Source organism: Fibrobacter sp. UWEL, assembly GCF_900142535.1.
Classification (GTDB): Bacteria; Fibrobacterota; Fibrobacteria; order Fibrobacterales; family Fibrobacteraceae; genus Fibrobacter.
The window spans coordinates 1-23,358 of record NZ_FRBE01000026.1; the positions used below are offsets into that span (position 1 = coordinate 1).

Genomic DNA, 23,358 nt, shown 5'->3' on the forward strand with positions numbered 1-23,358 from the left:
CAGGTGGCAGACTGCGTACGCGTGTTAGCGCGTGCCGTAACATAGGGCTTTGCCCGTCTATGAAGAACCACCGGCTTGCCGGTGGGTTCCTTCTTTTGGATTCTTGCTCTCGTTTTATGGCGGGGGTTTTTATATCTTTGGGATGATGAAAAGATTATTGATTGTTTTGCTTGCCTTGATGGCTTTGGTGGTGGGGTGTTCTGAGCCTACGGATCGTATTGAACACAAACTAACGCCGTACTTACAGGAAGATTTGAAGTTCATGGTGGCGGAGAATATTCGTGCCAACGGGAACAAGGATGCCTTGATGGCGGAGCCTTACTATCGTGTCAAGGATTTTCGTTTGTTCGAAGGGGCTGCGTCTCGTATTTATGCTGCTTATGCTGAGGTGGATTTCTTCATCTACAAGGACGTGGCTATGCATGAAAAGCGGAAGTATCGTTATGACGTGCATACTCGTCAGTGGGACCGCTATTCCAAAGAACTAAAACATGGCAGGGATTCCATTCCTTAGGTTGTTTGCTTGTTTGGTTTTAACTATAATTGTGGCGTAAAGTTTCATCTCATTTAAAAGGGCGTTTACCTTGTTCGGTCTTTTCTCTTGCGACATCGGTATTGATCTCGGTACGGCAAACACATTGGTCCACGTTGCCGGCCAGGGCATTGTTATTAACGAACCTACGGTTATTGCTGTGGACAGCAAGAATAACCGCGTTTCTGCCATCGGCTTCGAAGCGAAGAAGATGCTTGGCCGTACCCCTGGCGAAAGCCGCGCTGTGCGCCCCATGCGCGATGGCGTGATTGCTGATTTCGAACTGGTTGAAAACCTCCTGCAGACTTTCATCAAGCGCGTTCAGAAGTACCCGCTGTGGATGGTGAAGCCTCGTGTTGTGGTGGGTGTTCCTTCTGGTATTACCGAAGTGGAAAAGCGCGCTGTGATTGACGCTGCCAAGCAGGCTGGCGCAAAGGAAGTGCACCTGGTTCACGAACCTATGGCTGCTGCCATCGGTATGGGTATTCCTGTGGAAGATCCCGTGGGTAACATGATTGTGGATATTGGCGGTGGTACTTCCGATATCGCTGTGATTGCCTTGAACGGCACTGTTTGTAACGCCTCTGTACGCGTGGGTGGTGATGAAATGGACGAAGCTATCGTTCGTTACCTCCGCACTATGTACAACCTGTGCGTTGGCGAAAGCACTGCTGAACAGATCAAGATGACTATCGGCTCTGCTAGCCCGCTGGAAGAAGAACTGACTATGGAAGTGAAGGGTCACGACTTTATTGCCGGTATGCCCCGCACCATGACCATTAACAGCGCTGAAATTCGTGAAGCCTTGAATGAACCTGTGACCGCTATTGTTGAAGCTGTGAAGCAGGCTCTGAGCATTACTCCGCCGGAACTGTCTGCAGATATTTACGACAAGGGTATCATCATGACTGGTGGTGGTTCTCAGCTTCGCGGTTTTGACGAACGTATCCGTCAGGAAACTGGTCTTTCCGTGAATGTGATTGACGAAGCCCTTGTCTGCGTATGTAAGGGTGCCGCTCGCATTCTGGAAGACTTGGACAAGTATCGTCCGGTCCTGATCGCATCCTCTAACTAAACCTACGATACATTTCGATGTTTAGGGCTTTTCGCTTTATTATCGATTTGTTCTCCCAAAGGCATGGCATTGTTGCTTTTGCCTTTTTCTTGGCTATTGGGTTCCTGATGCGTCAGGCTCCCAATGTGGTGAGGGAGAGCATTGTCTCTACGATTACGAGTACGGTTTTCTATCCGGTACAGCTGGTGGCGAGTTCCTTGAATGAATTCCGTTCCATGGCGGATGAAAACGCCCATCTGAAGGAAGAAAACGCAAGACTGCGCCAGGAAACTTATCATGCCCATGAAGGCTTGCAGGAACTGGCTAGACTGCACACGCTGGTCCGCTTTGATGACAAGTGGGACTATCCCATTGTGACCGCTCGCGTGGTGGGACACAACCCGGGACGCTTCCTTACAACTCTGGTGATTAACCGTGGTAGCATGCATGGCGTAAAGGAACATATGCCTGTGTTTTCCATGAACGGCTTGGTGGGTAAAGTCACCAAGACGGAAATGGGACATTCTCGCGTGCAGCTGCTGGTGGACCCGAATCTTAAGTTGTCTGTAATGGAGCGACGTTCTAGAGTGGTGGGCTTCCTGGAATCCATGGATGGACACAGGCTTACTGCAATGGTGCCTGCTCATGCGGGTGCAAAGGTAGGCGATACCCTGGTGACATCTGGCCTTGGTGGTATTTTCCCCAAGGGTATTCCTGTTGGAACTGTTCAGAACATTCGTAAATCTAATTTGGATGTCATGCGCCAGATGGACGTGGAGCCCTTCCAGGAATTTTCCGTACTGGAAGAAGTGTTCGTGATGGAAAAGGAACCGGACTGGATTATTCAGGAGTTGCTGGATGAATAACTCAAGTTGGCTCAAGATTCTGTTTTTGTTTATTGCTTCCTTTGCGCTGCAGGTATCTGTGGCGTCCTGGATTTCCATCTTTGGTGCAACTCCTGATTTCGTGATTATTTTCGTGGTTGCTACCGCTATTAAGCGAGGCCCTGCAGCAGGTTGCTTCTGGGGCTTCCTGGCGGGATTCTCCCAGGATATTTACGCTCCTGTGGAATGGCTTGGTGCCAACGCGATTTCCATGACGGTCATTGGATTCCTGGTAGGCCAGGTGGAAGAAAAACTTTTGACGTTGAATAAGCCTGCAAAGGTTGCTGTTCTGGGTTTTGCATTCTTTGTCTGCGACATGATTTATTATGGTGTAACGGGACTTTCCCAGGATATCATTACCAATTTGTTCCTGACTCAGACTTTGCCGGAGTTTATCTACACGGTATTCATCGGCGGCATTATCTTCTATCTGGACCACGGCGGCGATAAGAAAAAGCATGCGTAGTTCCGTTAACGATAACGAAATCCAGCAGCGCAAAAACTGGAATGTCCTTGTCTATTTGACAGGGGTTGCTTTGGTATTTATGGTGCTGCTGCTGCGCCTGTTCTTTGTGCAGTACGTTCACTACGACGAAAACGTCCAGCGTTCGGATAACAACCGTTTGCGTAAGGTGGACTTGATTGCCAACCGCGGATTTATTTACGACAGAAACGGTGAGGTTCTGGTTCGCAACCGTCCCTCTTACCAGATTGCTTTGCAGGCAACCAGCCTTCCTCGCAAGAAGGAAGCGAGAGACTCCGTTTTCAATCGTCTGCTCCAGATTAAGGACAAGTCTGGCGAACGTCTCTTTGACTCCCTTTCCCTAGATACAGCGTTCCAGAGAACTCGCTGGATCAAGAACCGTCCCATTCGATTCTTTGAAGATGCAACTCCCGAGCAGGTGGCTGTGGTGGAAGAACATTCTTCTGAATTGCCGGGTGTGGTGACCTTGATTGAATCTCGTCGTGATTATCCTTATGGAACCTTGGCTTCCCATGTGCTGGGTTATACCAGTGAGATTTCCGAAGAACAGTTGAAGCTTCCGGAATTCCAGGGCTACTCTCAGGGTGACCGTATTGGCCAGAAGGGACTGGAACAGTATTACGATAAGGAATTCCGCGGTAAGGATGGCGTAAAGCTGGTGGAAGTGAATGCCTCCGGACGTGAAGTGGGTATCGTGGATGGTGTGGATGGGCAGGATCCTGTTCCTGGTCTTCACCTGGTTTCTACGCTAGATTTGAAATTGCAGAAGGTTGCGGAAGCGGCTATTCCCGATAGTGCCAGGGGCGCCTTGGTGGCCCTGGATCCCCGCACGGGTGAAATTCTTGCCATGGTCAGCTCTCCTCGTCTGGATCCGAACATTTTCTCCTTGAAACGTCGTGAACGTAACAAGGGCTGGGCCCATGTGGCTCTGGACTCCATGCGTCCCTTGACCAATCGTGCTATTTCTGGTACTTATCCGCCGGCGTCCGTATTTAAGCTGGTGACTGCGGGAGCGGGACTAGAAAACGGTCTCCTGTCGGAATACAAGTACTATCCCAAGGCTTGTACGGGTGGCTATCAGTATGGCTCCCGTTACCAGAAGTGCTGGGGGACTCACGGCAACTTGAATGTGGTCCATGCCTTGCGACTCTCCTGTGACGTGTTCTTCTATCAGGCTGGCCTTGATATTGATATGGAGCGCATTAACGAGTTTGGTAGACGCTTTGGCCTGGGTGAGGAATTGCTGGGCGTAGACATTCCCGGTGAACGTCCGGGCTGGCTTCCGGATTCTATATCCTTCAACAAGAGAAACAAGCGAAATGGCTGGCGCTGGGCTCGTGGCTTGATCTTGAATCTTTCCATTGGACAGGGCCAAATTGTGACTCCCTTGCAGCAGGCGGTGCTTGTGGGTTCTCTTGCGACCAACAAGGGTGTTTATAGGCCTCACTTCATGAAGGAACTGCGTGACGAGCAGGGAAATGTGGTGAAACGTTATGAACCTGAAATTATTCGTTCCGGCAGGATGAAGGAATCCACCCATCGCGTACTGATGCATGCTATGGATTCCGTGGTGAACCATCCTGGAGGAACGGGTAAGAGAGGTGCCCTGCCGGGAATTCGCGTGGGTGCAAAGACTGGCTCTGGCGAATGGAAACGTGGCCATAAGACTCACGCCTGGTATGCTGCTGTAGCTCCCCTGGAAAATCCTGAAATTGCCGTTGCAGTTATTATGGAAGCTGCCGGCGGTGGCGGCGCTGTATCTGCTCCTATCGCGAAGAAAGTGTTGATGGAATACTTCCATATCGAGGCTCCCTAATGAGACCCTTAAAGTTTGTCGATAGCACCCTCAAGTTTGACTGGTTTTTCATCCTTCTGGTGATTGCCTTGATGTCCTGTGGGTTGACCTTGGTGTATTCCGCAACTATTACGGAAGAGATTCCCTTCCACCAAACTTTCTGGTTCAAGCAGCTGCTTCATTTTGTGGGTGGCTCTATCCTGGCAGTCCTGCTGGTTTTTGTGCGTATTGAATGGCTGAAACGTGCTGCGTTCCCTCTTTACTTCGTGTCCCTGGTGCTGCTTTGCGTGGTGCTGTTTTTTGCGGGTGACGTGGTGAAGGGTGCAGGTCGTTGGATTGACCTTGGTTTCTTTAAGTTACAGCCTTCTGAATTTGCGAAGATTGCCTATTTGCTGACCATTTCATTCTGGCTTTCCAAACATCACGTTAGTTTGTATAAAATAAAGACGTTCGTCGTTCCCTTCATCTTGTTTATTGTGCCTTTTGGCTTGGTGCTGAAACAGCCGGACTTGAGTACTGCTCTTGTGTTTACTGCTGTTACCTTTGTGGGATTTTTCTTTGCAGGTCTTACCCTGACGGATGTGTTCCTGATTGTTAGTCCTGTATTCTCCGTTCTGTTTTCCCATTCCCAGGCGATTGGCTTTGAAATTCTCTGGGGGCTTTTGATCTGTGCGGTGGCTTTCGCCCTGATGCGCCGCCGCCTGCCTAAGTTCCAGACGATCTTTTTCCTTGCGGCAAACATTCTGGCGGGTTATGCGAGTTCCATGGTATGGAATATGCTGGAACCTCATCAGCAGAAGCGCGTGAATACCTTCCTGGATCCCATGAGCGATCCTATGGGCGATGGCTATCAGGTGCTGCAGTCTATTACTGCCATTGGCAGTGGCGGCTTGACGGGGAAGGGCTTCGGGAACGGAACTCAGACGAACCTGGCGTTCCTTCCGGAAGAACATACGGACTTTATCTTTAGCGTACTTGGCGAACAGTTTGGCTTTTTGGGCTGTGTGGTTGTTCTTGTGCTGTTTGCCCTATTCCTGTGGCGTGCGACTTCGGTATGTAAAATTACTCGCGATCCTTTCGTGACGCTTGTAACCATGGGAGCAACAACAATCTTCGTTTTCCATATGTTGGTAAATATCGCCATGACCATTGGTCTTATGCCGGTGACCGGTTTGCCGCTGCCATTCCTGTCTTATGGTGGATCCTTTGCCTTGACTTGCATGGTGCTGGTTGGCCTTTTGCTTTGCCTTCGTTTCCAGAGCCGTCGCCGTTAGTTCGGTAAAACAAATTTTTCAAAAATAATCTGTTTAAATCGCCTGAAAAAAGCGTGTCTATGGGAGTGCGTGTTTGCGCATTTTCCATAGGAGGCTTTTATGAATTGGCTAGAAAGCATTGGCGGTTTTGTGTTTGGAATGGAGTGTCTTGGATGTGGCGTGGCATCGGAGTCTCTGGACCCGTGGCTTTGCCCTGCCTGTAGGGCGGAGCTGGAGAAAATGTCCAAGGCGCCTCACTTTCCCAATGGGGATGTGTTCTGCCTGTTTCCCATGAGACCTTTGACGAGGAACTTGATTCATGCGTTGAAGTACAAGAGTATTCCTGGTATGGCGACCTACCTGGTGAAGCGTTCCTGCGCAAGAGCGGGGGAGGTGGTTGCCCAGGAGTTGTCCTTGTTGCCGAAGCCTCTTTACTTTGTGCCGGTCCCGTTGCACCCAGCGCGTCTTCGAGAGCGAGGATATAACCAGGCGGAAAAGATTGCAGGGGCGCTTGCGTCTACTTGTGGCGGTAAGGTCTGGAGACTTTTTAGGCGAAGGACTTTTGTAGTGTCCCAGACAAAGCTTTCCAAGGAAGGACGTGAGTGGAATGTGGCGGGTGCTTTCGAAATGGTTCCTCAGAAGAAAATGCCTACTTGCGGGACCGTACTGGTGGTGGACGACGTGTTCACCACGGGGGCGACGACCTCCAGCTGTCTGGGTGCCTTGGGGCAAGATTTTCCTCTGCCGGTGAAGGTCTGCACGTTGCTTTACGATGAACCGGCTACTGCGGCGGCGGATTTTGCGGCGGATAACCGGACTGCCTGGGATTCCATGTAGTTTTATGGGATCGTCTATAGACTCCTGAATGCAAGAAAGACCGGCCAAAAGCCGGTCTTTTCGCGGAGGAAGAGGGACTCGAACCCCCAAGCCTTACGGCGGCGGTTTTCAAGACCGCTGACTTACCAATTAGCCTATTCCTCCAGGCGCGACAAAGGATAGAAAAAAAATAGCGTTTCCGTCAACAAATCCGTGATTTTTCACATACCAAGTGTGAATTTGATTTTGAAGTTAAACTTTTATTAACTAAATTAGACCTTGTATGATGGACGTTGATGAGAAGCAGACGGTAGAGTCTAAGAGAATCCTGGAGTTGCTGTTCTCCTATATGCCGAAGATTGCGGCAGAACGCAAGATGGATAATCTGCTTGTGCTGATGGCTGACCTTGGTCGAGCCATGGTTTCTGCTGACCGTTGTTCCTTGTGGCTTGTGGATGAGGAAAACGGCGAACTTTGGACAAAGGTTGCTCATGGCGTCAGTGAACTTCGTATTCCCCAGAACGCAGGCTTTGCCGGTTGTACCGTTATTACGGGCGAACCCTTGCTGATCAAGGATGCTTACCTTGACCCCAGGTTTGACCGTCGTAGTGATGAGAAAACGCACTACCATACAAAGTCTGTGCTGACGGTGCCCCTGATGGATTCCATTGGAAACGTCATGGGGGTATTCCAGGCTATTAACAAGCAAGGCGAGGTTCAGGAATTTACTGAACAGGATCTGGAACACTTGCGCTTGACTGCAGTGTATTCCGCAAAGACTGTGGAATCCGCCATGCTGACTGCAGAACTTGAAGCTACCCAGCGTGAAATTATCCATACCTTGGGTGAGGCGTCCGAATACCGCAGTCAGGAAACGGGTGACCACATCCAGCGTGTGGCGGAAACCTCTAGAAAGTTGGCTGAATACTTGAAGCTTCCTCCGGAAGAGGTGGAGAAGATCCACTTGGCAGCTCCCATGCATGACTTGGGCAAGATCGCCATTCCCGATGCTGTGCTGAACAAGCCGGGCAAGCTTACGGAAGAAGAATATGCCATCATGAAGACTCATGCGGAACTGGGCTTCAAGATGCTGTGCAATTCCAAGAGAAAGCTTTTGCGCTTTGCAGCAAATGTGTCCCGCGCTCATCATGAACGTTGGGATGGTAAGGGTTATCCCTTGGGCTTGAAGGGCGAGAGCATTCCTCTGGCAGGCCGTATTTGTGCCGTAGCCGATGTGCTGGATGCTTTGGCTAGTTATCGCTGCTACAAGGCTCCTTGGCCGGAAGAAAAGGTGAAGGAAGAATTCATCAAGATGAGCGGTTCCCAGTTCCAGCCGGAAATTGTGGACGCACTCATTGAGCATTGGGATGAAGTGTTTGCCTGCTATCGTGTGCAAGCAAATCCCGAAGACGGCGACATCCGTAGATAGAATGATGCAGAGGGGCGCTGAAGCGCCTCCTCAGAGGATTACTTTATTTGAATTGGTGACGGGGCGGGGGTGCTCGAGGGGACAACGTCCCCAATCCTGATGGATAACGGGGGATCCAAGGGGGTGTAGCCCCGAAATAAAAGGGGAGCTCGAGGGGACAACGTCCCCAATCTTGAGAAATAACGGGGGTTCCAAGGGGGTGTAACCCCCTTGCATGATAAAAAAGACCTTAGCTTTCGCTAAGGTCTTTTTTCGTGGCACCGGTCAGAGTTGAACTGACGACACGCGGATTTTCAGTCCGCTGCTCTACCAACTGAGCTACAGCGCCGTTTTGGTAGCCCAAATATAGTACATGTTGAAAAGCTTGTCAAGGGTAAATAGAATATTACTGAGATTTTTTCCTTTTTTTATAATAATCTTCTAAATTTAGCTTTGAGATGATGGTACTGGGATTCCGAGATAGTGGTGTTTTCGGATGAATCCTTATTTATAGGTAGAATTGTGCAGGTTTTCAAAAAACTGAATTATTTGGCAGCTTTGGGCTGCTTGGGACTTTCTTTTGCAAGTTTGGTTGCTTGCGTTGATGAAGAAGCCGCTGCTAAACCTGGTAATGGTAATATTGTTGTAGGTCCGTCTGGCGATACTCTTGTGGTTAACCCTGTGACTGGCGATTCCAGCAAGCAGCAGATTGATACTGTGACCCATATTGATCCGGTTACTGGCGACACAATCAAGAAAATTGATACTCTTTTGATTCCCTTGGACACCACTATGCATTGGGTGGGTAACTCCGCCTTGCTGATTACGGAAATTGCTCCGGTGAACTTGAGCTGGACAGATGAAGAAGGTGGCGATCCGGGTTGGGTCGAAATTTATAATGCTGGTTCCGAAGCCGCAAACCTGAAGGGTTATGCTCTGGTGGAAACGACTGCCAAGGGCCGTAAGTGGATCTTTGGTGATGAACTGATTGCTGCAAAGAGCTTCCGTACCGTATTCTGCGACAAGAGAAACTTGGTAACGGCTCCCAGCGATACTGAACTCGGTAAGGGTCGTACTCATACCAACTGGAAGTTGGAAAAGGATGGCGGTACCGTTTATCTGGTAGACCAGTATTTTGGTATTCGTGATTCCGTGCAGTATCCTGCTCTGGAATCCGGCATTAGCTGGGGCATTGTAGATGGAGGCGCCTGGAAGTATTTTGGTACCCCCACTCCGGAAAAGGCTAACAATGCTCAGACGGCTTACGATGGAATGGCTCCTGAATTCCAGTTCAATGGTTCCCAGGGCGGTTTCTACAAGGAAGCAGTTCAGCTGAACGCTCCGACTGTAAGCGGTGGCCTGAAGGTTCGTTGCACCCAGAATGGTTCTGCTCCTACCAAGGACTCTCCGGAATTCAACCAGACCATCACCATCGAAGAAAATACGGTCCTTCGTTGTGCCGCCTTCAAGGATGGCCTCTTGACCAAGAAGGTGGTGACCAATACCTACTTCGTCGGTGAATCCGTAAAGATGCCTGTGGTGGCTGTAAGTGTGGATTCCACATTCTTCCGCGATCATTATGTGCCGAAGTCTAAGTGTGGTAGCGATAATCCGAAGTCCTGTCCTGCTGGCTTGATGGCAGATGTGGAATTCCCGGTTCATGTGGAATACTTCGCTGAAGGTAGCTCTTCCAAGGAAAAGGCATGGGAAATTGATGCCGGTATTTCTCTGATGGGTGGCTGGAGCCGCGTGGCTGACAAGAAGTCCGTGGCTGTGGTCATGCGCGAAGAATATGAAGCTGGCTGGCTGAAGTATCCTTTGTTCGAAACTCGCAAGGATTTGAATAACAAGTTCAAGGGATTTAACCTCCGTAACAATGGTAACCGTTTCGTCAGTGACTACATCGAAGATGCTGTAGGCGGTGCTGCTTTGGAAGGCAGCGGTGTGGATTACCAGCGTAGCCGCCAGGTGGTTGTGTTCTATAACGGTAAGTACTGGGGCATTCATGACATGCGTGAACGCTTCAACAAGAACTATGTAGAAACCAATTATGATATTGATGCCGGTACTGTGGAAATGGTCAAGATTCTTGGCCATGCGGATAGCATGCTGACTGGTAATACCGTTTCTGCTGTGAACAACTTCACTGCTCTCTTGAATTTTGTGGGTACTAGTGACTTCAGCGGCGAAAATAACGAAAGCTATGCTGCTGTGAAGGGCTTGATGGATCTGGGCAACTATGCGGACTATATGGCTGCTGAAATCTATTACAAGAACGGTGACTGGCCCAACAATAACGTCCGTGCATGGCAGGCTCCGGGTCAGCCCTGGAAGTTCATGATCTACGACCTTGACCACGGATTTGGCTGGAAGTGGGGCGTGAATAACGGTGAATTTGATGCATCTTCTACCAACATGTTTAGCTGGATCAAGAAGGGCGGTGGAAATGTTCCCTGTAAGGTTACGGGTTGCTTTGCTAACCTCTATATTCAGCTGATCAAGAATCCTGAATTCAAGCGCCTCTTTGTGAACCATGCCGCAATGCTTTACCAGAATTACGTCAATGGTTCCAACGTTTCCTCTATCGTGAATAAGATGGTTGCTACCATGAATTCCTCCGATATGGAACGTGACCTGGAAAAGTTTAAGCAGGAAGAAAAGTACTATCCCGGTGGCTTCAGCAAGGATGGCGAAATCTTGAAGGACTGGGCTAATGATCGCGATGGTGATATCTTTAGCGAATTCCAGACTGAATTTGGCCTGAGCGGAATGGTTAACGTAACTATCGCTGCTTCTGGTAACGGTTCTGTCTTGATGGAAGGCGCTAAGCTTCCTGGCGGCAAGGCCTCCTACACTGGCAAGTTCTTCGCTGGCGTTGGTATGGAAGTGACCGCAGTTCCTGCTGAAGGCGCAATGTTTGTGGGCTGGTCTGACGGTTCTGTGGAAAATCCCCACGTAATCGCTACTGACAGTGACGTAAGCATTACTGCTAACTTCAAGTAATGGAATTTACCGAATGTTTAAAGCGCGGGCGAAAGTCCGCGCTTTTTTGCTTTTGAGAAAGACTGACGGCCTGCAATTTCTAAATTGTACCCCATGAGCTCAAAGAAGAAAGATCCCAATGAAAAAAGTTATGTTCGTGCCATGTTCGACGAAATTTCCGGACGGTACGACTTCCTGAATCATTCTCTGAGCTGTTTTCAGGATATTCTCTGGCGTAGGGCCTGCTGTAAGGAATTGAAAAAGCAGAAGCCCGGCAAACGCCTGCTGGACCTGTGTGGTGGCACTGGTGACTTTGCGGTGACCTACGAAAAGTTTAACGGTGCTCAGGACGTGGCGATTCTGGGGGACTTTTCCTTCGGGATGCTGAAGGGTGCGGAAGGCAAGAAAACTTCTGCGGTACCTGTCCAGCTGGATGCCATGAAAATGCCTTTCCAGGACAAGACTTTTGACGTGGTGCTGAATGGCTTTGGCATGCGTAACGTGCCTAACGTAGAAGTTGCCCTGAAGGAATCCGCCCGCGTGCTGGACGATGGTGGCTACCTGCAGATTCTTGAATTTTTTGCCCCGCGAAATGTATTCAACAAGTTTTTCTACAAGATTCTCGCTCCGCTGTTTATCCCCATTATGGGTGCGTTCTTTAGCAAGAAGGATGCGTACGAGTATCTTGTCAATTCCGTCACTAACTTCTTGCCGGTAGCGGACTTTGTGGCCCTTGCGGAAAAGAACGGGATGGAACTGGTCCATGTGAAACCCTGCTTCTTTGGGGTAGCCTATCGTGTTCTCCTGAAGAAAAGTTCCGGTTCCCTGAATGGAACTGCGCCGGAGGCAAAGTGAGCCGTTTTATTCTGGGCGTAACAGGGGCTAGCGGGGCGATTTACGCTACCCGCGTTGCAATGCACCTGAAGCAGCTGGGGCATAGCGTGACTGCCTTGGTGACGTCTCCTGGCCGTGACGTGGTGGCTTACGAAGGCCAGAATGCTCTTTACGAGCATTGCGATGAAATGCCCGATGTCAATGACTTCTTTGCGGAATGTGCCAGCGGGAGCGCTGACTACGCAGGGATGGCCGTAGTGCCTTGCTCCATGGGGACCTTGGGACGAATCGCTCACGGGACTTCCGATAACTTGCTGGTACGATCTGCGGACGTGTGTCTCAAGGAACGCCGTCCCTTGGTGATTGTGCCTCGTGAAATGCCTTACAACTTGATCCACCTGGAAAATATGGAACGCCTGACTCGGGCAGGGGCCGTGGTGATTGCCGCTTCCCCGCAGTTCTATAGCAAGCCTGCTTCCATCGAGGAATTGGTGGACTCGGTAGTGGTGAAGGTGCTGAAACACCTAGGCATACCTGCGGAACAGCTGAAGAAAATTGTTAAACCATGGAACAATGAACAATTATGAATTACGAATTATGAATTCCAAATATCTCATAATTCATCACTCATAACTCACAACTCATATGCTGAAAAAAATTTTGGAATTTGGTCATCTGGTTCGCTTGAGCCATTCCCTGTTCGCCATGCCTTTCGCCATCGGTTCCATGTGGGTGGCAGCAAACGGCTTTAGAGGGATGGCGTGGCAGGAGATTGCCCGCATTGTCCTGCTCATCGTTTTGTGCATGGTGACTGCTCGTAACAGCGCCATGAGCTTCAACCGCATTGCGGATGCGGACATTGACGCCAAGAACCCTCGCACTGCCAAGCGCCACCTTCCGGATGGCCGCCTGAGCAAGAAATCCGTCATCGCCTTCCTGGCCATTAACGGCGTGCTGTTCGTGGTTTGTGCTGCCCTGTTGCAGCCCCTGGCGGGCTTGCTGGCCTTGCCCGTATGGCTGTTGCTGCTGTCTTATTCTTACTGGAAGCGCTTTAGCTGGCTTTGTCACTGGTTCCTGGGTTTCGCTATCGGCATGAGCCCTCTGGGCGCCTGGATTGCCATTCGCGGGGAGTTCGCCCTATTCCCCATTTTCCTGCTGGTGATTCTCATGCTGTGGATGGGCGGCTTCGATATTATTTACGCCACTCAGGACGAAGAAATCGACCGTGAGCTGGGCCTCCATTCCGTGCCCGCCCGCTTTGGTCGCAAGCGTGCCTTGCAGATTGCTTTCTGGAGTCATGTGGCCATGCTTGCCCTGTGCGTGGCTTTTGGCTTTGTGTGGAACATGGGCGCCGCCTGGTGGGTGGTAACGGGCCTCATGACCGCAGCAATTTCCTACATCCATTTGTTTAGAAAGTCCGACGATCTGGATGCCATGAACCGAGACTTCTTTTTGGCCAATGTGGCCATTAGCGCTCTGGTGATGGTGGGCCTGATTGTATGGATGATTATGGGAGGTGACGTCAATGTCCTTTTCTAATAAGAAGTTCACCAACGAAGATAAGATCAAGATGTTCGAACGCATGGGTGCCACTGGCGCCATCGTCGCCCTGATCTTTGTGTTCCTGCTGGAAACGGGTTACGCCGGACAGTATGTGGACTTGGTAAACATGGGCCTGACTGCCATGATTGTGGTCCTGGCGGTTTCGTTGGCGGGAAGCGTCTTCTTTAAGACCCGTCGAGATAAATAAGCTTGTATTTTTGAAAGGCTAGATTTCCAGATCCGCGGAGTAGACTGTCTGTACTTCTCCGTCGTCGGTCTGGAACAGTAGACTTCCATCGGGTTGCATATCCAGAATGCGGCCCGATTTTTTGATGGAGCCTTCGCCATTATTGCGGTTCTCGTCCGTACAGCGGTTGTTCGCCACGATGGTTCCGCGGGCGCCGATGAACTGGTCCATCTTTTTCCAGGCGGCAACCCACGGGGAGATGCCGAATGCCTTAAACTGCCCGATGGCGCGTTCCAGATGGCCGATAAGAGCCTGCAGGAGTTTCTCGCGGTTGATGGCGTGACCTGCAATGGCTTTCAGGGTAGTGACTTCACGGCCCAGGAAAGCGTAGTCCTGAGGGTCGCTGTTCACGTTGATGCCAACGCCAAGATTGAAAGCGGGCTTGCCCTGCTGGAAGACGATTTCTGCCAGGATGCCGCAGAACTTACTTCTCCCGAAGAGGATGTCATTGGGCCATTTCACCGTGACGCGTTGGACCGCCTGGCTGGCTGTTTTTTTTAATTCGTGCTGATCGTCCCCGCGGGGCTCGCCAAGGTCCTGGAGGCTCTGGAATATTTCCGCAAAGGTGAGGGCTGCCACTTGGGTGATCTGGGGCGTTGTGTTGAGGGGTATGCCGTCCAGAGGAATCAGGATGTTGAAGTAGAGGTTCTTGCCCTCGGGGGAGGCCCAGGTCCGTTCGTGCCTGCCACGGCCTGCGCTCTGGCTATCGGCGACCACAAGAGCTCCCGGCTGGATGGCGCCGGAGGCAGCCTGCACCTTCATGTAGGTGTGGGTGCTTTCAATAGTCTTGAATAATTGTGCGGGATTGCCTGCGAAACCGGTCAGGTTCCAGAGGCTAAATTCTTTTTCGGGCGAGAACATAGGGCTGGACTATTTGTCCTTATTCAAGTCTTCCAGCATTTTCATGGCTTCTTCCGGGAAAATCAGGAAGTATTCCTTCTTGCGGTCTTCGAAAAGCTGGAGCAAGCGTTCCTGCTCGAACTGTTCGCGGTCGATGTTCTGCATGAAGAATTCATCACGGGCGAAGTCGCGGGTGGTCATGAGTTTCTTCATTTCTTCGGAAAGATCGACCTGATCCCAGAGAATGTAGTAGGAACCGGTAAAGCCGTCGGAGAACACGTTCACGTCCAAGGTAACTGCGTTTGCCTTGGAGGAGTCCACCATCTTGACGGTGGTTTCTCGCTTTTCGGGACGGAAGACGTCCACGTCCTTTGCCTGAAGGGGGGTGTCCTGGGCCATAGCCGAAGAGACCGCCATGAAGGCGGCTGCGATAAAGGGAATGACTCTGGATACCTCGTAACTCATGGATACCAATATACGTAATTCAAACGAAGTTTGTTGCTACAAACTACCAAGAAAATGAATTAAGTCACTTTTCCGTATTTTAAATCACGTTACAACGCTAGGGGCATCCAGGGTTTGACCACGTCCACCGATGTTAGTTTGTTCTGCTTGACGCGGCGGATGGCGGCGGCAGCGATCATAGCGCCGTTGTCAGTACTCAGGCTACGATCGGGAATGCAGAAGCGAATGCCGTGCTTGCCGCAGTAGTCCTGCAGGCGGGTGCGAAGCCAGGCGTTGGCGCTCACACCCCCACCCATGACCAAGGTCTTCATCTTGGTCAGTTTCAGGGCGTTGATGGTCTTGGTCACCAAGCTATCTACGATGGCGTCTTCCAGGGAGGCGCAGATGTCTCCCAGATTTGCCTGGATGTATTCGGGATCGTGAGTTTCCGTATAGCGGAGAACTGCGGTTTTCAATCCGCTGAAGGAAAATTCGCAATTGTCATGACCGCGGAGCGCACGGGGAAACTCCACAAACTTGCGGTTGCCATTGGCACCCAGACGGCTAATGGTGGCGCCTGCGGGATACTTCAGGCCCAGCAGTTTGCCGCACTTGTCAAAAGCTTCGCCGGCGGCGTCATCACGGGTGCGTCCAATGCTTGTGTACTTGAAGCCCGGTTCTTCCAGAACCAGCTCCGTATGGCCGCCAGAGACGGTGAGGGTCAGGAAGGGCGGTTCAATGTCCGGATTGCTAAGCCAGGCGGCTGCAAGATGACCTTCCAGATGATTCATTCCATAGGCGGGAATGTTCAGGTCGCGGGCGAGACCTTTTGCAAAACTTGCTCCTACGAGAAGCGGTCCCATAAGGCCCGGGCCAGTGGTGTAGGCGATGGCGTCGATGTCTTCCATCTTGATGCCCGCTTCCTTGACGGCAGCTTCTGCCACGGGCACAATCTTCTGCAGGTGTGCTCGTGCTGCGATTTCGGGAACCACACCGCCGTAGAGGGCGTGTTCGTCGATCTGGCTGTAAAGCGGGTTGGAAAGAACCTTGAGGGGTTCGTCCTGCAGGATCGCGCAGGCGGTTTCGTCACAGCTGGATTCAATACCAAGCCAAATCATTGTGCGGCCTCCTCGACTGCTTCTGCTTTAGACTCCACCTTGACTTCCTTCTTCTTCAGGTAAACCTTGTCCGGGCGAACTTCAATAGCCTTGATGGACTTTTCACGATTGACGGAGGGAGGCAGAGTCAACTTGGTGGTGGGGGAAAGGCTGTCGGCGTCTTCGATGGCGAAGCGGTTGAATTCCATAATCAGCTCGATGTGTTCCTTGGTGATGGAATCCAGAACTTGTTCACCGCCGGTGATTTCTACAGTGACGGTATCCGGAGAGAGGCTGTAGATGCTACGATCGTAGAAGCCGATGAGAGAGACGGGAACCTTCTCGAATGTCTTGGAACCCATCTTCTGGATGTTTACCGCAATCTTGACGCTGGAATCGCTGGGGGATACAAAACTGGGGAAGGCGTCGAAATTCAGGGGGACTGTAAAGACCTTGCTTCCCTTGAGGGTATCGAAGGTCATGGAGTCCGTGGGAATGTCGATGATTCTTGCCAGCGCATTGCGAGCGCCAGAGACCTGGATTTCGTCCGGAGTAATCTTGGGATCGTCTGCCAGCAGGTAGCCTTGGGCTGCGTTAATGGCTGTGTTCGCCTTGACAGGAACGCTGCGGACAATGCGAGTGTCCAAATCCAGGTCAATGAAAAGCAGGCGGCTTTCGGGTTCAATGAACTTGACGTTGGAAAAGCCCGGCGCAAAGAAATTCTTCTGGTCCAGGTGAATGCGGGTGGCGCCTAGTTCTGCTTTCTGCAGGTCTACCACCATGGTGGCGGCGCTGGCATTACCCTTGGTAATTTCGCGATGGAGACGGATCAAGTCCCAAGTCTTGCCTTCCACGGTAATGTGGATGGTGTGAGGAGGCTTGGAGGCAATAGCCATTGTTTCGGGAAGCTTTACAAAGTTCAGCGGAACTTCCAGGACCAACTGATAATCCTGTCGTGAAATCACGATAAACCAGATTGCGATGCCAAAAAGCAGTGCCGTTATCTTTAATGCGATGTTTCCCATAGTCGTCTCGAAAAGAACTGCCATAAATTTAGTTATAATTCGCTTTGTGTTCGGACAACTAGGTTATTTAATATCGGAATCTTTCCGCGGAATGAGGCAACATCGTTCGGTGATTTTCCCGTCGTTGGTGACCATCTTCCTGTGTTCTTTACTTCTTGCTTCTTCCCTCACTGCTTTAGGGGCTGCCATGCGGCTTCTGGACGCCGAAAAGAACCTCTACACGGTGGAAGCGTTCTTGCCGGATGACGTGTCCATGGATTCCGTCAAGGTGATTCGTGAACGACTGGAACACCGCAAGTATGTGGACTCCGTCAGCTTCATTAGTGCGGATTCTGCCCTGAGGGATTTTAGAAGTCATTTCTCTGCGGAAATGCTGGAGTTGGTGGAAGGAAATCCCCTGCCGCCTTATTTCCGCATGACGGTGAAAGAAGAAAACCAGAACCCTGGGGACCTGGCGGGTCTTGTGAACGCCCTTTCCAGCGAAGACTATTTTGAAGAAGTTCAGGCTCCTGTGGAATGGGTGGAAAAAATTGCCGCCTGGAAGTTCAAGATGATCTTCTGGCCCATTTGCATTAGCGTGCTTCTCCTGATTACCCTTTCTTTGATTATCTGCAATTCCGTCCGACTTTCCCTTTTGTCCAGAAAGTTGCTGGTGGAGAATATGAAATACGCTGGCGGCAGCTACTTCTTTATTGAGTTTCCCTTTGTGCTCCAGGGTGCTATCCAGGGATTTTTAGGAAGTGGTTTTGCTGTGGTCCTGCTTTTTGCCACCATCCGTTCCCTGACCCAGTCCCTGCCCATTATTAGCGTTTATGCCCAGGGCGTTGGCTTTGCCTTTGTGGCGGTCGTCTTGTTGGTCACCTTCCTTTCCGGATATTTCAGCTTCAGCACGGTGCGCAAGTTCCTGAAAGTCAAACGTAGTGAACAGGATTAACGGATGCGCCTGTTCCTTTTCATCCTCTGCTTTTTTGTCGGCGTAAGTCTTGGCGCTCCCAAGGCTTCTTCTAAGCCTGCACCAAAGACGGTTTCAAAGCCTGCACCAAAGAATAATGTGAAGCAGGCTACCCAAAAGACGGATGCCCAGATCAAGGAACAGAAGGATGCTCTGAAAAAGCTGGAATCGGACTTGGCCAAACGCCGTCAGGAATTGAGTATTCTTGAAACGGAAGAAAAAGGCGTGCTGAATACCATCTCCCTTCTGGACCAGAACCTGAACCAGACCCGCGTCTACATTAACGAACTGACCAAGAGCGAGAATATGTTGCAGAACGCTCTGGTTAGGCTTTCTACGGAAATTGACTCGCTGGACAAGAAAATCACGGAACGAAAGGCCGTCATGACCAAGCGTGTCAGAACGTTGTATGTAAAAGGCCGCAGCAGCGAGGCCAAGGTGCTGATGGATCTCCTAACGAAAGAAGGGAACCCTGAACGTCAGGCTTACTGGGTCCGTTACGTGCTAAGTAAGGATCGTGACGAGGTGGAGTATCTCCAGAGGCTGGTCATTGAACGTAACGAAAAGGCGGAACAGGAACAGTCCCATCTGGCGGAACTGAAGAATCTTCAGTCCAAGAAGGCCGCCGAAGAAAAGGGCCTGGTTTCCCAGATGAACGGTCAGGAAAAAATGCTGAAGAACCTGAAGCAGGACCAGAACATGCAGCGCCGTGCCCTTCAGGAATTCGAGCAGAACCAGAAGACCATGCTAGCCTTGATCAAGATGTTGGAAGCCCGCCGCAAGAAGGAAATCGAGGCCGCCAAGAAGGCTGAAGCGGAACGAATTGCTCGCGAGAAGGCAGCGAAGGACAAGGCCGCCAAGGATAAGAAGAAAAAGAAGGAAGAACCTAAGCCCCAGAAGGTGGTGACAAAGCCCAAGGTTGTGGTGGCCGCTACGGAAGGACCCCGCTGTAAGCCTATGGAAGGTGAAATCATCAGCAACTATGGTCTTCAGGAACATCCGGTCCTACATATCATGACTCGTAACCTGGGTGTGGAAATTCGCGGTAAGCGTGGCGGAATGGTCCGTGCGGCCGCCGCAGGAACTGTTGCCATGGTGGCAGAAATTGATGGTCGTGGCCCCTCCGTGATTATTGAACATCCGGGCGGAACCTATTCCGTATATGGCCATATGAAGTCAATTCGAGTAAAAGAAGGCGCCAATGTGCAAAATTGCCAGGAAATTGGCGAAGTGGGCGACATCGGTTCCTTAAATGGAATTAAATTGTACTTCCAAGTTAGCGAAGGAACGCAGACCGTGGATCCTTTGCAGTGGTTAAATACAAAATGATTGATTACAGTTTAAAAGGTCCTGTATCCCAGGAAAGGGCGAGAATCCGCCTGATGTCCGCATTGAGGGAAAATCGATTCCCCCAGGCTATCCTGATTGATGGCCCCACAGGCATTGGCAAGAAGGCTCTGGCGATGGAAATTGCCAAGGCCCTTCAGTGTACGGATCCCGCAGGTAGACCTTGCGGTCATTGTTTCGGTTGCCGTATGGCTGCCGAAAGCGGTGCAACCGAAAACTGGATCATCCCTCTGGAAGCGGCAGAAGCTCGCGCGAAAAAGGCGGAAGACGCTACCGCCCGAAGCACTGCCAAGACCATCGAAGATATTAAGCAGGACTACATCAAGGAAATTATCAAGAATCCTTATCGTGTAGACATCTTCAGTGCGGCAGCCTTCATTTCCGTAGAGCTGATGCGTACCATGACCAGCAGTTTTGCCATGAGAGGTGACCGTGTCCGTACGGTGATTATTGCTGAAGCAGACCGCATGAACGAAGCGGCAAGCAATGCCTTCCTGAAGACGCTGGAAGATGTTCCTCCTGACACCTACTTTATCCTGACCACGTCTTCCCGCGAGAAGATGCTTCAGACCATCCGCTCCAGATGCCTTGCGCTGCACCTGTTGCCTTTGACGGATGACGAAGTCCAGAAGGAAGCCGCCCGCGTGGCAGATGAAGATTTTGACCGTACTATGCTCACCGACGATGTGGTGGGCATGGCGGTGGGTTCCCCAGGCAAGGCGCTCTATTATGCGCCCCTCTGCGAGCAGTGGAACCCCCTGGCTGTGGATTTCATCCGGAAGTCCCTGTTGCAGGATTATACCGATTTGTTCTTTGCCCTGAAGGAAGCTTCCCTGGAAGATCCTTATGTGGCAAATCGTTTCCTGGAAGTCATGTCCTTCCTGGTGGCGGACCTCCTGAGGGAGCTGGGCGGTGCACCTTTGCGTATGCCTACGACCACCGCAAGTATCGGACTGAAGAACTTCCCCCGTATTGACGCTACGGCATTGGAACTTGCCCTGGTGGACATTCAGGAAACCATGTCCCGTATTGAGTCCCGTCGTGCGACGACCACCATGAGTCTCCAGACTCTGGCCCTGAAACTTTTCGAGGGTTACAAGTAATGGACTGCGTTGCCTTGGACGAACGCAGAGCTACGGCTCTTGCCCACGGATTGCGGATACCCCATGTGGTAGCCCGATTCCTGGTGTCCAGAGGCATCAATACTCCCACGGATGCGTATCGACTGCTGTGCAGAAGCGCCGAAGACGAACTGGATCCTTTTACCATGAAGGGCATGGACGATGCCGTTCAGTGGATTTTGGATGTTCGTGAAAAGGGCGAGAAGGTCTTTATCTTTGGCGACTACGACCTGGATGGAATGACTTCTGTGACCCTGCTGACCAAGGCTTTCGAGGATTTAAAAATCGTCTCGGACTGGAGGCTCCCCAATCGCTTTGGTGACGGTTACGGACTTTCTGTTTCCGCAGTAGACGAAATGTATGAGGCCGGCGCCCGCTATGTGGTGACGGTGGATACAGGCATTACGGCCAATGCTGAAATTGCCCACGCTAAGGAATTGGGAATGGCGGTGATGGTGATTGACCATCATCAACCCTCTGGAGAGGGGCTTCCGATTTGCGACGTCCTGCTGGATCCCCATCAGGAAGACGATCCTTACGAAAATCCGGAACTGTGCGGTGTAGGCGTTGCCTACAAGTTTATTTGCGCCTTGTATTCCCGCTTGTCCATGCCGCGTCCTGTAAAGTTCCTGGACTTGGTGGCCCTCGGGACATTGGCGGACTTGGTCCAGATGACGCCCGAGAATAGATTCTTTACCAAGGCGGGTCTTGCCCAGCTGAAGAACAGCCCATGGCCTGGCCTGCAGGAAATGTACTCCGCTCTCATGAAGCCGGAAAGTACCGTAGGCGGCATCGACGTCATGTACAAGTTTGCCCCGGTGCTGAACGCACCGGGCCGCATGGAGCGGCCGGACCCGGCCCTCAAGCTGTTACTGAGTCCTAACCGGGCCCAGGCAAACGCACTGCTGGCGGAACTCAAGAACTGGAATTCCCGACGCAAGCAGAAGGAAGCAGAAATCACGGACATGGCTATGGAACAGGTCAAGCTTGTCTATGGCGAAACTCTGCCTACCGTCCTTGTGGTTGCCGGCGAGAACTGGCACGTCGGGGTCATTGGCATCGTTGCCGCAAAGCTTGCCCAGGAATACCATCGTCCGGCAGCAGTCCTGTCCATTATGGACGGTGTGGCTCATGCCAGCGCTCGTGCTGTTCCTGGCTTTAACTGGCATCGCGCTCTCTTTGAATGCAGGGACTTGTTTGACCGCTGGGGCGGACATGCCAACGCCGCTGGCTTCTCCCTTACCGCCGATAAGATCGACGAACTCCGCAAGCGTCTGGAAGTATCTGCGGCCGACCAGAATTACACCGGCGAGGAAACGGTCGTTACGGAAGATTATCCCTTCGACATTCAGGTGGCACTCTATGAACTGGTGGTGGAAACCTCCCAGTACATGCCGGTAGCACAAGGCAGAAACGTCAGTCAGACCATGCCCATTCTTGGTTTCCTGGATTTGCTGGAACCCTTCGGCGGTAACTTTCCCTATCCCACATTCCGTGCAGATAACGTGAAGGTGCATCGCTTCCGCGAATTGCCTGGTGGACACCTGCAGATGGAAATTTCCCAGGCGGGTAGCCCGGTATTCCAGGCTATTGCCTTTGGTCTGCGCAAGCGGAAGGGGCTTCTTACGGGCACTACTCCTGTGTCCATCGTCTTTGAACCGACCTGGAACTACTACAATGGCCACAAGTCCTTGCAGCTGTGTATCAAGGCGATTGAACAAGGTAAGATTTAATGTTTTTTAGAAATCTGTTTGGCATCTTCATCATCATGCTGTTCCTCGCCATGGTTGCGGGTGTTCTCTTGATGCCCAGGAATCCGTACAAGACTCCCGTAGATGTGCGTCAGGTTGAAGTGGAAGATGTTCACAAGGTGGAAACGCCTTTTGTGGGCCGCATGATTCTTCCGGAAGTATCCGATATCGAAGTACTGGACAATTCCGCCGGCCGCGATATGGAACAGATGGCCCGCTTCCTGCAGGGCCGTGCCGCAGGCCTCCACTGGCTTGCCAATGAACATTTCAAGAAGGCCTGGCGCAACTACCGCAAGAGAACTACCGTTCCCGACGTCCACGCTAGGTTGATTCTTTCCGTGGATTCCCTGGGTATCTTCCAGGTGGATTCCATCATGTCCGATACAGACGATCTGGAATTGGGCAAGCGTCTTCAGGACCACATAAAAAAATACTGGCGCTACCGTCGCAGCACCAGTGGAAAAACGGATTTTATAGTCCCGTTTATTTGGACTTCAAAATATTAAGAAGCTGGTCGGCCTTCTTTTCGATGAGGATGAAGGCTTCGAACATACGGGCTTCGCGCCACTTGATCAAGTACTTGGCACGCCATTCGTCAGCCACCATTTCGGTGTCTTCGTGACCGCCTTCCTTTTCCTTTTCGTTCTGGTACCATTCTTCCTTCTTGATTTCCTTGATCATGTCGCCCAGTTCGGCGGCAGGCTGCAGGGAACCCTTGCAAAGGAGCAGGGCACGGAGATTGTCCAGGAGAATTTCGTCGGTGGGTTCGTCAGCGTCGTCACGAGCGCAGTCCCAGATTTCGCCGCGGTGGCGTTCCGTCCAGCCAATCAGGTGCTTTTCAGTCTTCTGAAGTTCGCCCTTGGCAAGCTTCTCCTCGACTGCTTCGCGGGGGTAGTAAATGCTGTTCGGATAGAAATCAATCATGGTGACCTCGCTGGTCTAAAGGTTTG

Annotated in this window: 23 protein-coding genes and 2 tRNA genes; 18 read left to right on the plus strand and 7 right to left on the minus strand. The window is 51.4% G+C overall.

Going from position 1 to position 23,358, the window contains the following annotated elements; genetic code table 11:
- Positions 1–142: 142 nt before the first annotated feature.
- From BUB59_RS13125 to BUB59_RS13155, 7 genes are all read left to right on the plus strand, one after another.
- Positions 143–514, plus strand: coding sequence for a hypothetical protein (locus tag BUB59_RS13125; protein WP_234980061.1), 372 nt, complete (start codon positions 143–145; stop codon positions 512–514).
- 70 nt (positions 515–584) lie between these two features.
- On the plus strand, positions 585–1,607 hold the full coding sequence (locus BUB59_RS13130; RefSeq protein WP_073230737.1) for a rod shape-determining protein: 1,023 nt from the start codon (positions 585–587) through the stop codon (positions 1,605–1,607).
- Between the two features lie 17 nt (positions 1,608–1,624).
- Entirely contained in the window at positions 1,625–2,452 is an 828-nt protein-coding gene (mreC, locus tag BUB59_RS13135) for a rod shape-determining protein MreC (protein WP_073230739.1), read from the plus strand.
- The gene (gene mreD, locus BUB59_RS13140; RefSeq protein WP_073230741.1) at positions 2,445–2,936 is read left to right on the plus strand and encodes a rod shape-determining protein MreD; all 492 of its coding nucleotides are present in this window, start codon (positions 2,445–2,447) and stop codon (positions 2,934–2,936) included. The genes mreC and mreD overlap by 8 nt, the downstream gene beginning before the upstream one ends.
- Positions 2,929–4,770, plus strand: coding sequence for a penicillin-binding protein 2 (mrdA, locus tag BUB59_RS13145; protein ID WP_073230743.1), 1,842 nt, complete (start codon positions 2,929–2,931; stop codon positions 4,768–4,770). Before mreD ends, mrdA begins: the two co-directional genes overlap by 8 nt.
- Positions 4,770–6,023 carry a rod shape-determining protein RodA gene (gene rodA / locus BUB59_RS13150; protein WP_073230746.1) on the plus strand — a complete coding sequence of 418 codons (1,254 nt, stop codon included), beginning with the start codon at positions 4,770–4,772 and terminating at the stop codon, positions 6,021–6,023. The genes mrdA and rodA overlap by 1 nt, the downstream gene beginning before the upstream one ends.
- 99 nt (positions 6,024–6,122) lie before the next feature.
- Positions 6,123–6,839 (plus strand): ComF family protein, encoded by a 717-nt coding sequence (locus BUB59_RS13155; RefSeq protein WP_073230748.1) that lies wholly within the window; start codon positions 6,123–6,125, stop codon positions 6,837–6,839.
- A 63-nt stretch (positions 6,840–6,902) separates the two neighbouring features.
- On the opposite strand, the gene BUB59_RS13160 is transcribed toward BUB59_RS13155, so the two are convergent.
- Positions 6,903–6,983: transfer RNA gene (locus tag BUB59_RS13160), tRNA-Ser, on the minus strand.
- 118 nt (positions 6,984–7,101) lie between these two features.
- Between BUB59_RS13160 and BUB59_RS13165 the strand changes: the two genes are divergently transcribed.
- Positions 7,102–8,247, plus strand: coding sequence for an HD domain-containing phosphohydrolase (locus tag BUB59_RS13165; protein ID WP_073230750.1), 1,146 nt, complete (start codon positions 7,102–7,104; stop codon positions 8,245–8,247).
- A gap of 255 nt (positions 8,248–8,502) precedes the next feature.
- On the opposite strand, the gene BUB59_RS13170 is transcribed toward BUB59_RS13165, so the two are convergent.
- A tRNA-Phe gene (locus tag BUB59_RS13170) sits at positions 8,503–8,575 on the minus strand.
- Positions 8,576–8,748: 173 nt separating this feature from the next.
- On the opposite strand from BUB59_RS13170, the gene BUB59_RS13175 reads away from it, so the two are divergent.
- The 5 genes from BUB59_RS13175 (at position 8,749) to BUB59_RS13195 (ending at position 13,792) form a co-directional block, all read left to right on the plus strand.
- Positions 8,749–11,229 carry a CotH kinase family protein gene (locus BUB59_RS13175; protein WP_073230752.1) on the plus strand — a complete coding sequence of 827 codons (2,481 nt, stop codon included), beginning with the start codon at positions 8,749–8,751 and terminating at the stop codon, positions 11,227–11,229.
- A gap of 93 nt (positions 11,230–11,322) precedes the next feature.
- A complete protein-coding gene (locus BUB59_RS13180) occupies positions 11,323–12,063 on the plus strand; it encodes a ubiquinone/menaquinone biosynthesis methyltransferase (protein ID WP_073230754.1) in 741 nt (246 codons plus the stop codon).
- Positions 12,060–12,629: a UbiX family flavin prenyltransferase gene (locus BUB59_RS13185; RefSeq protein WP_073230756.1), complete on the plus strand. Its 570-nt coding sequence runs from the start codon at positions 12,060–12,062 to the stop codon at positions 12,627–12,629. Before BUB59_RS13180 ends, BUB59_RS13185 begins: the two co-directional genes overlap by 4 nt.
- 58 nt (positions 12,630–12,687) lie before the next feature.
- Positions 12,688–13,581 carry a 4-hydroxybenzoate octaprenyltransferase gene (locus tag BUB59_RS13190; RefSeq protein ID WP_073230760.1) on the plus strand — a complete coding sequence of 298 codons (894 nt, stop codon included), beginning with the start codon at positions 12,688–12,690 and terminating at the stop codon, positions 13,579–13,581.
- On the plus strand, positions 13,568–13,792 hold the full coding sequence (locus tag BUB59_RS13195; RefSeq protein WP_073230763.1) for a hypothetical protein: 225 nt from the start codon (positions 13,568–13,570) through the stop codon (positions 13,790–13,792). The genes BUB59_RS13190 and BUB59_RS13195 overlap by 14 nt, the downstream gene beginning before the upstream one ends.
- 18 nt (positions 13,793–13,810) lie before the next feature.
- Here the strand turns inward: BUB59_RS13195 and BUB59_RS13200 are convergent, their stop codons facing one another.
- From BUB59_RS13200 to BUB59_RS13215, 4 genes are all read right to left on the minus strand, one after another.
- The gene (locus tag BUB59_RS13200; protein ID WP_073230765.1) at positions 13,811–14,692 is read right to left on the minus strand and encodes a biotin--[acetyl-CoA-carboxylase] ligase; all 882 of its coding nucleotides are present in this window, start codon (positions 14,690–14,692) and stop codon (positions 13,811–13,813) included.
- A 9-nt stretch (positions 14,693–14,701) separates the two neighbouring features.
- Positions 14,702–15,136, minus strand: a complete 435-nt coding sequence (locus BUB59_RS13205; protein ID WP_073230767.1) for a hypothetical protein — start codon at positions 15,134–15,136, stop codon at positions 14,702–14,704.
- Between the two features lie 89 nt (positions 15,137–15,225).
- Complete coding sequence (gene tsaD, locus BUB59_RS13210) at positions 15,226–16,233, minus strand: tRNA (adenosine(37)-N6)-threonylcarbamoyltransferase complex transferase subunit TsaD (protein WP_073230769.1); 1,008 nt, start codon at positions 16,231–16,233, stop codon at positions 15,226–15,228.
- Positions 16,230–17,261, minus strand: coding sequence for a CdaR family protein (locus BUB59_RS13215; protein WP_234980062.1), 1,032 nt, complete (start codon positions 17,259–17,261; stop codon positions 16,230–16,232). The genes tsaD and BUB59_RS13215 overlap by 4 nt, the downstream gene beginning before the upstream one ends.
- 67 nt (positions 17,262–17,328) lie before the next feature.
- On the opposite strand from BUB59_RS13215, the gene BUB59_RS13220 reads away from it, so the two are divergent.
- From BUB59_RS13220 to BUB59_RS13240, 5 genes are read left to right on the plus strand one after another with little or no spacing between them, the layout of a single operon-like run.
- Positions 17,329–18,171 carry a cell division protein FtsX gene (locus tag BUB59_RS13220; RefSeq protein ID WP_234980063.1) on the plus strand — a complete coding sequence of 281 codons (843 nt, stop codon included), beginning with the start codon at positions 17,329–17,331 and terminating at the stop codon, positions 18,169–18,171.
- 3 nt (positions 18,172–18,174) lie between these two features.
- The gene (locus tag BUB59_RS13225; protein ID WP_073230775.1) at positions 18,175–19,518 is read left to right on the plus strand and encodes a murein hydrolase activator EnvC family protein; all 1,344 of its coding nucleotides are present in this window, start codon (positions 18,175–18,177) and stop codon (positions 19,516–19,518) included.
- Entirely contained in the window at positions 19,515–20,639 is a 1,125-nt protein-coding gene (locus tag BUB59_RS13230) for a DNA polymerase III subunit (protein WP_073230777.1), read from the plus strand. The genes BUB59_RS13225 and BUB59_RS13230 overlap by 4 nt, the downstream gene beginning before the upstream one ends.
- Complete coding sequence (gene recJ, locus BUB59_RS13235; protein WP_234980064.1) at positions 20,639–22,390, plus strand: single-stranded-DNA-specific exonuclease RecJ; 1,752 nt, start codon at positions 20,639–20,641, stop codon at positions 22,388–22,390. The genes BUB59_RS13230 and recJ overlap by 1 nt, the downstream gene beginning before the upstream one ends.
- Entirely contained in the window at positions 22,390–22,914 is a 525-nt protein-coding gene (locus BUB59_RS13240) for a hypothetical protein (protein WP_073230779.1), read from the plus strand. The genes recJ and BUB59_RS13240 overlap by 1 nt, the downstream gene beginning before the upstream one ends.
- Here BUB59_RS13240 and BUB59_RS13245 read toward each other — a convergent pair.
- Positions 22,892–23,332 carry a hypothetical protein gene (locus BUB59_RS13245; protein WP_073230782.1) on the minus strand — a complete coding sequence of 147 codons (441 nt, stop codon included), beginning with the start codon at positions 23,330–23,332 and terminating at the stop codon, positions 22,892–22,894. The two genes, BUB59_RS13240 and BUB59_RS13245, sit on opposite strands and share 23 nt — an antisense overlap.
- Between the last annotated feature and the right edge of the window lie 26 nt (positions 23,333–23,358).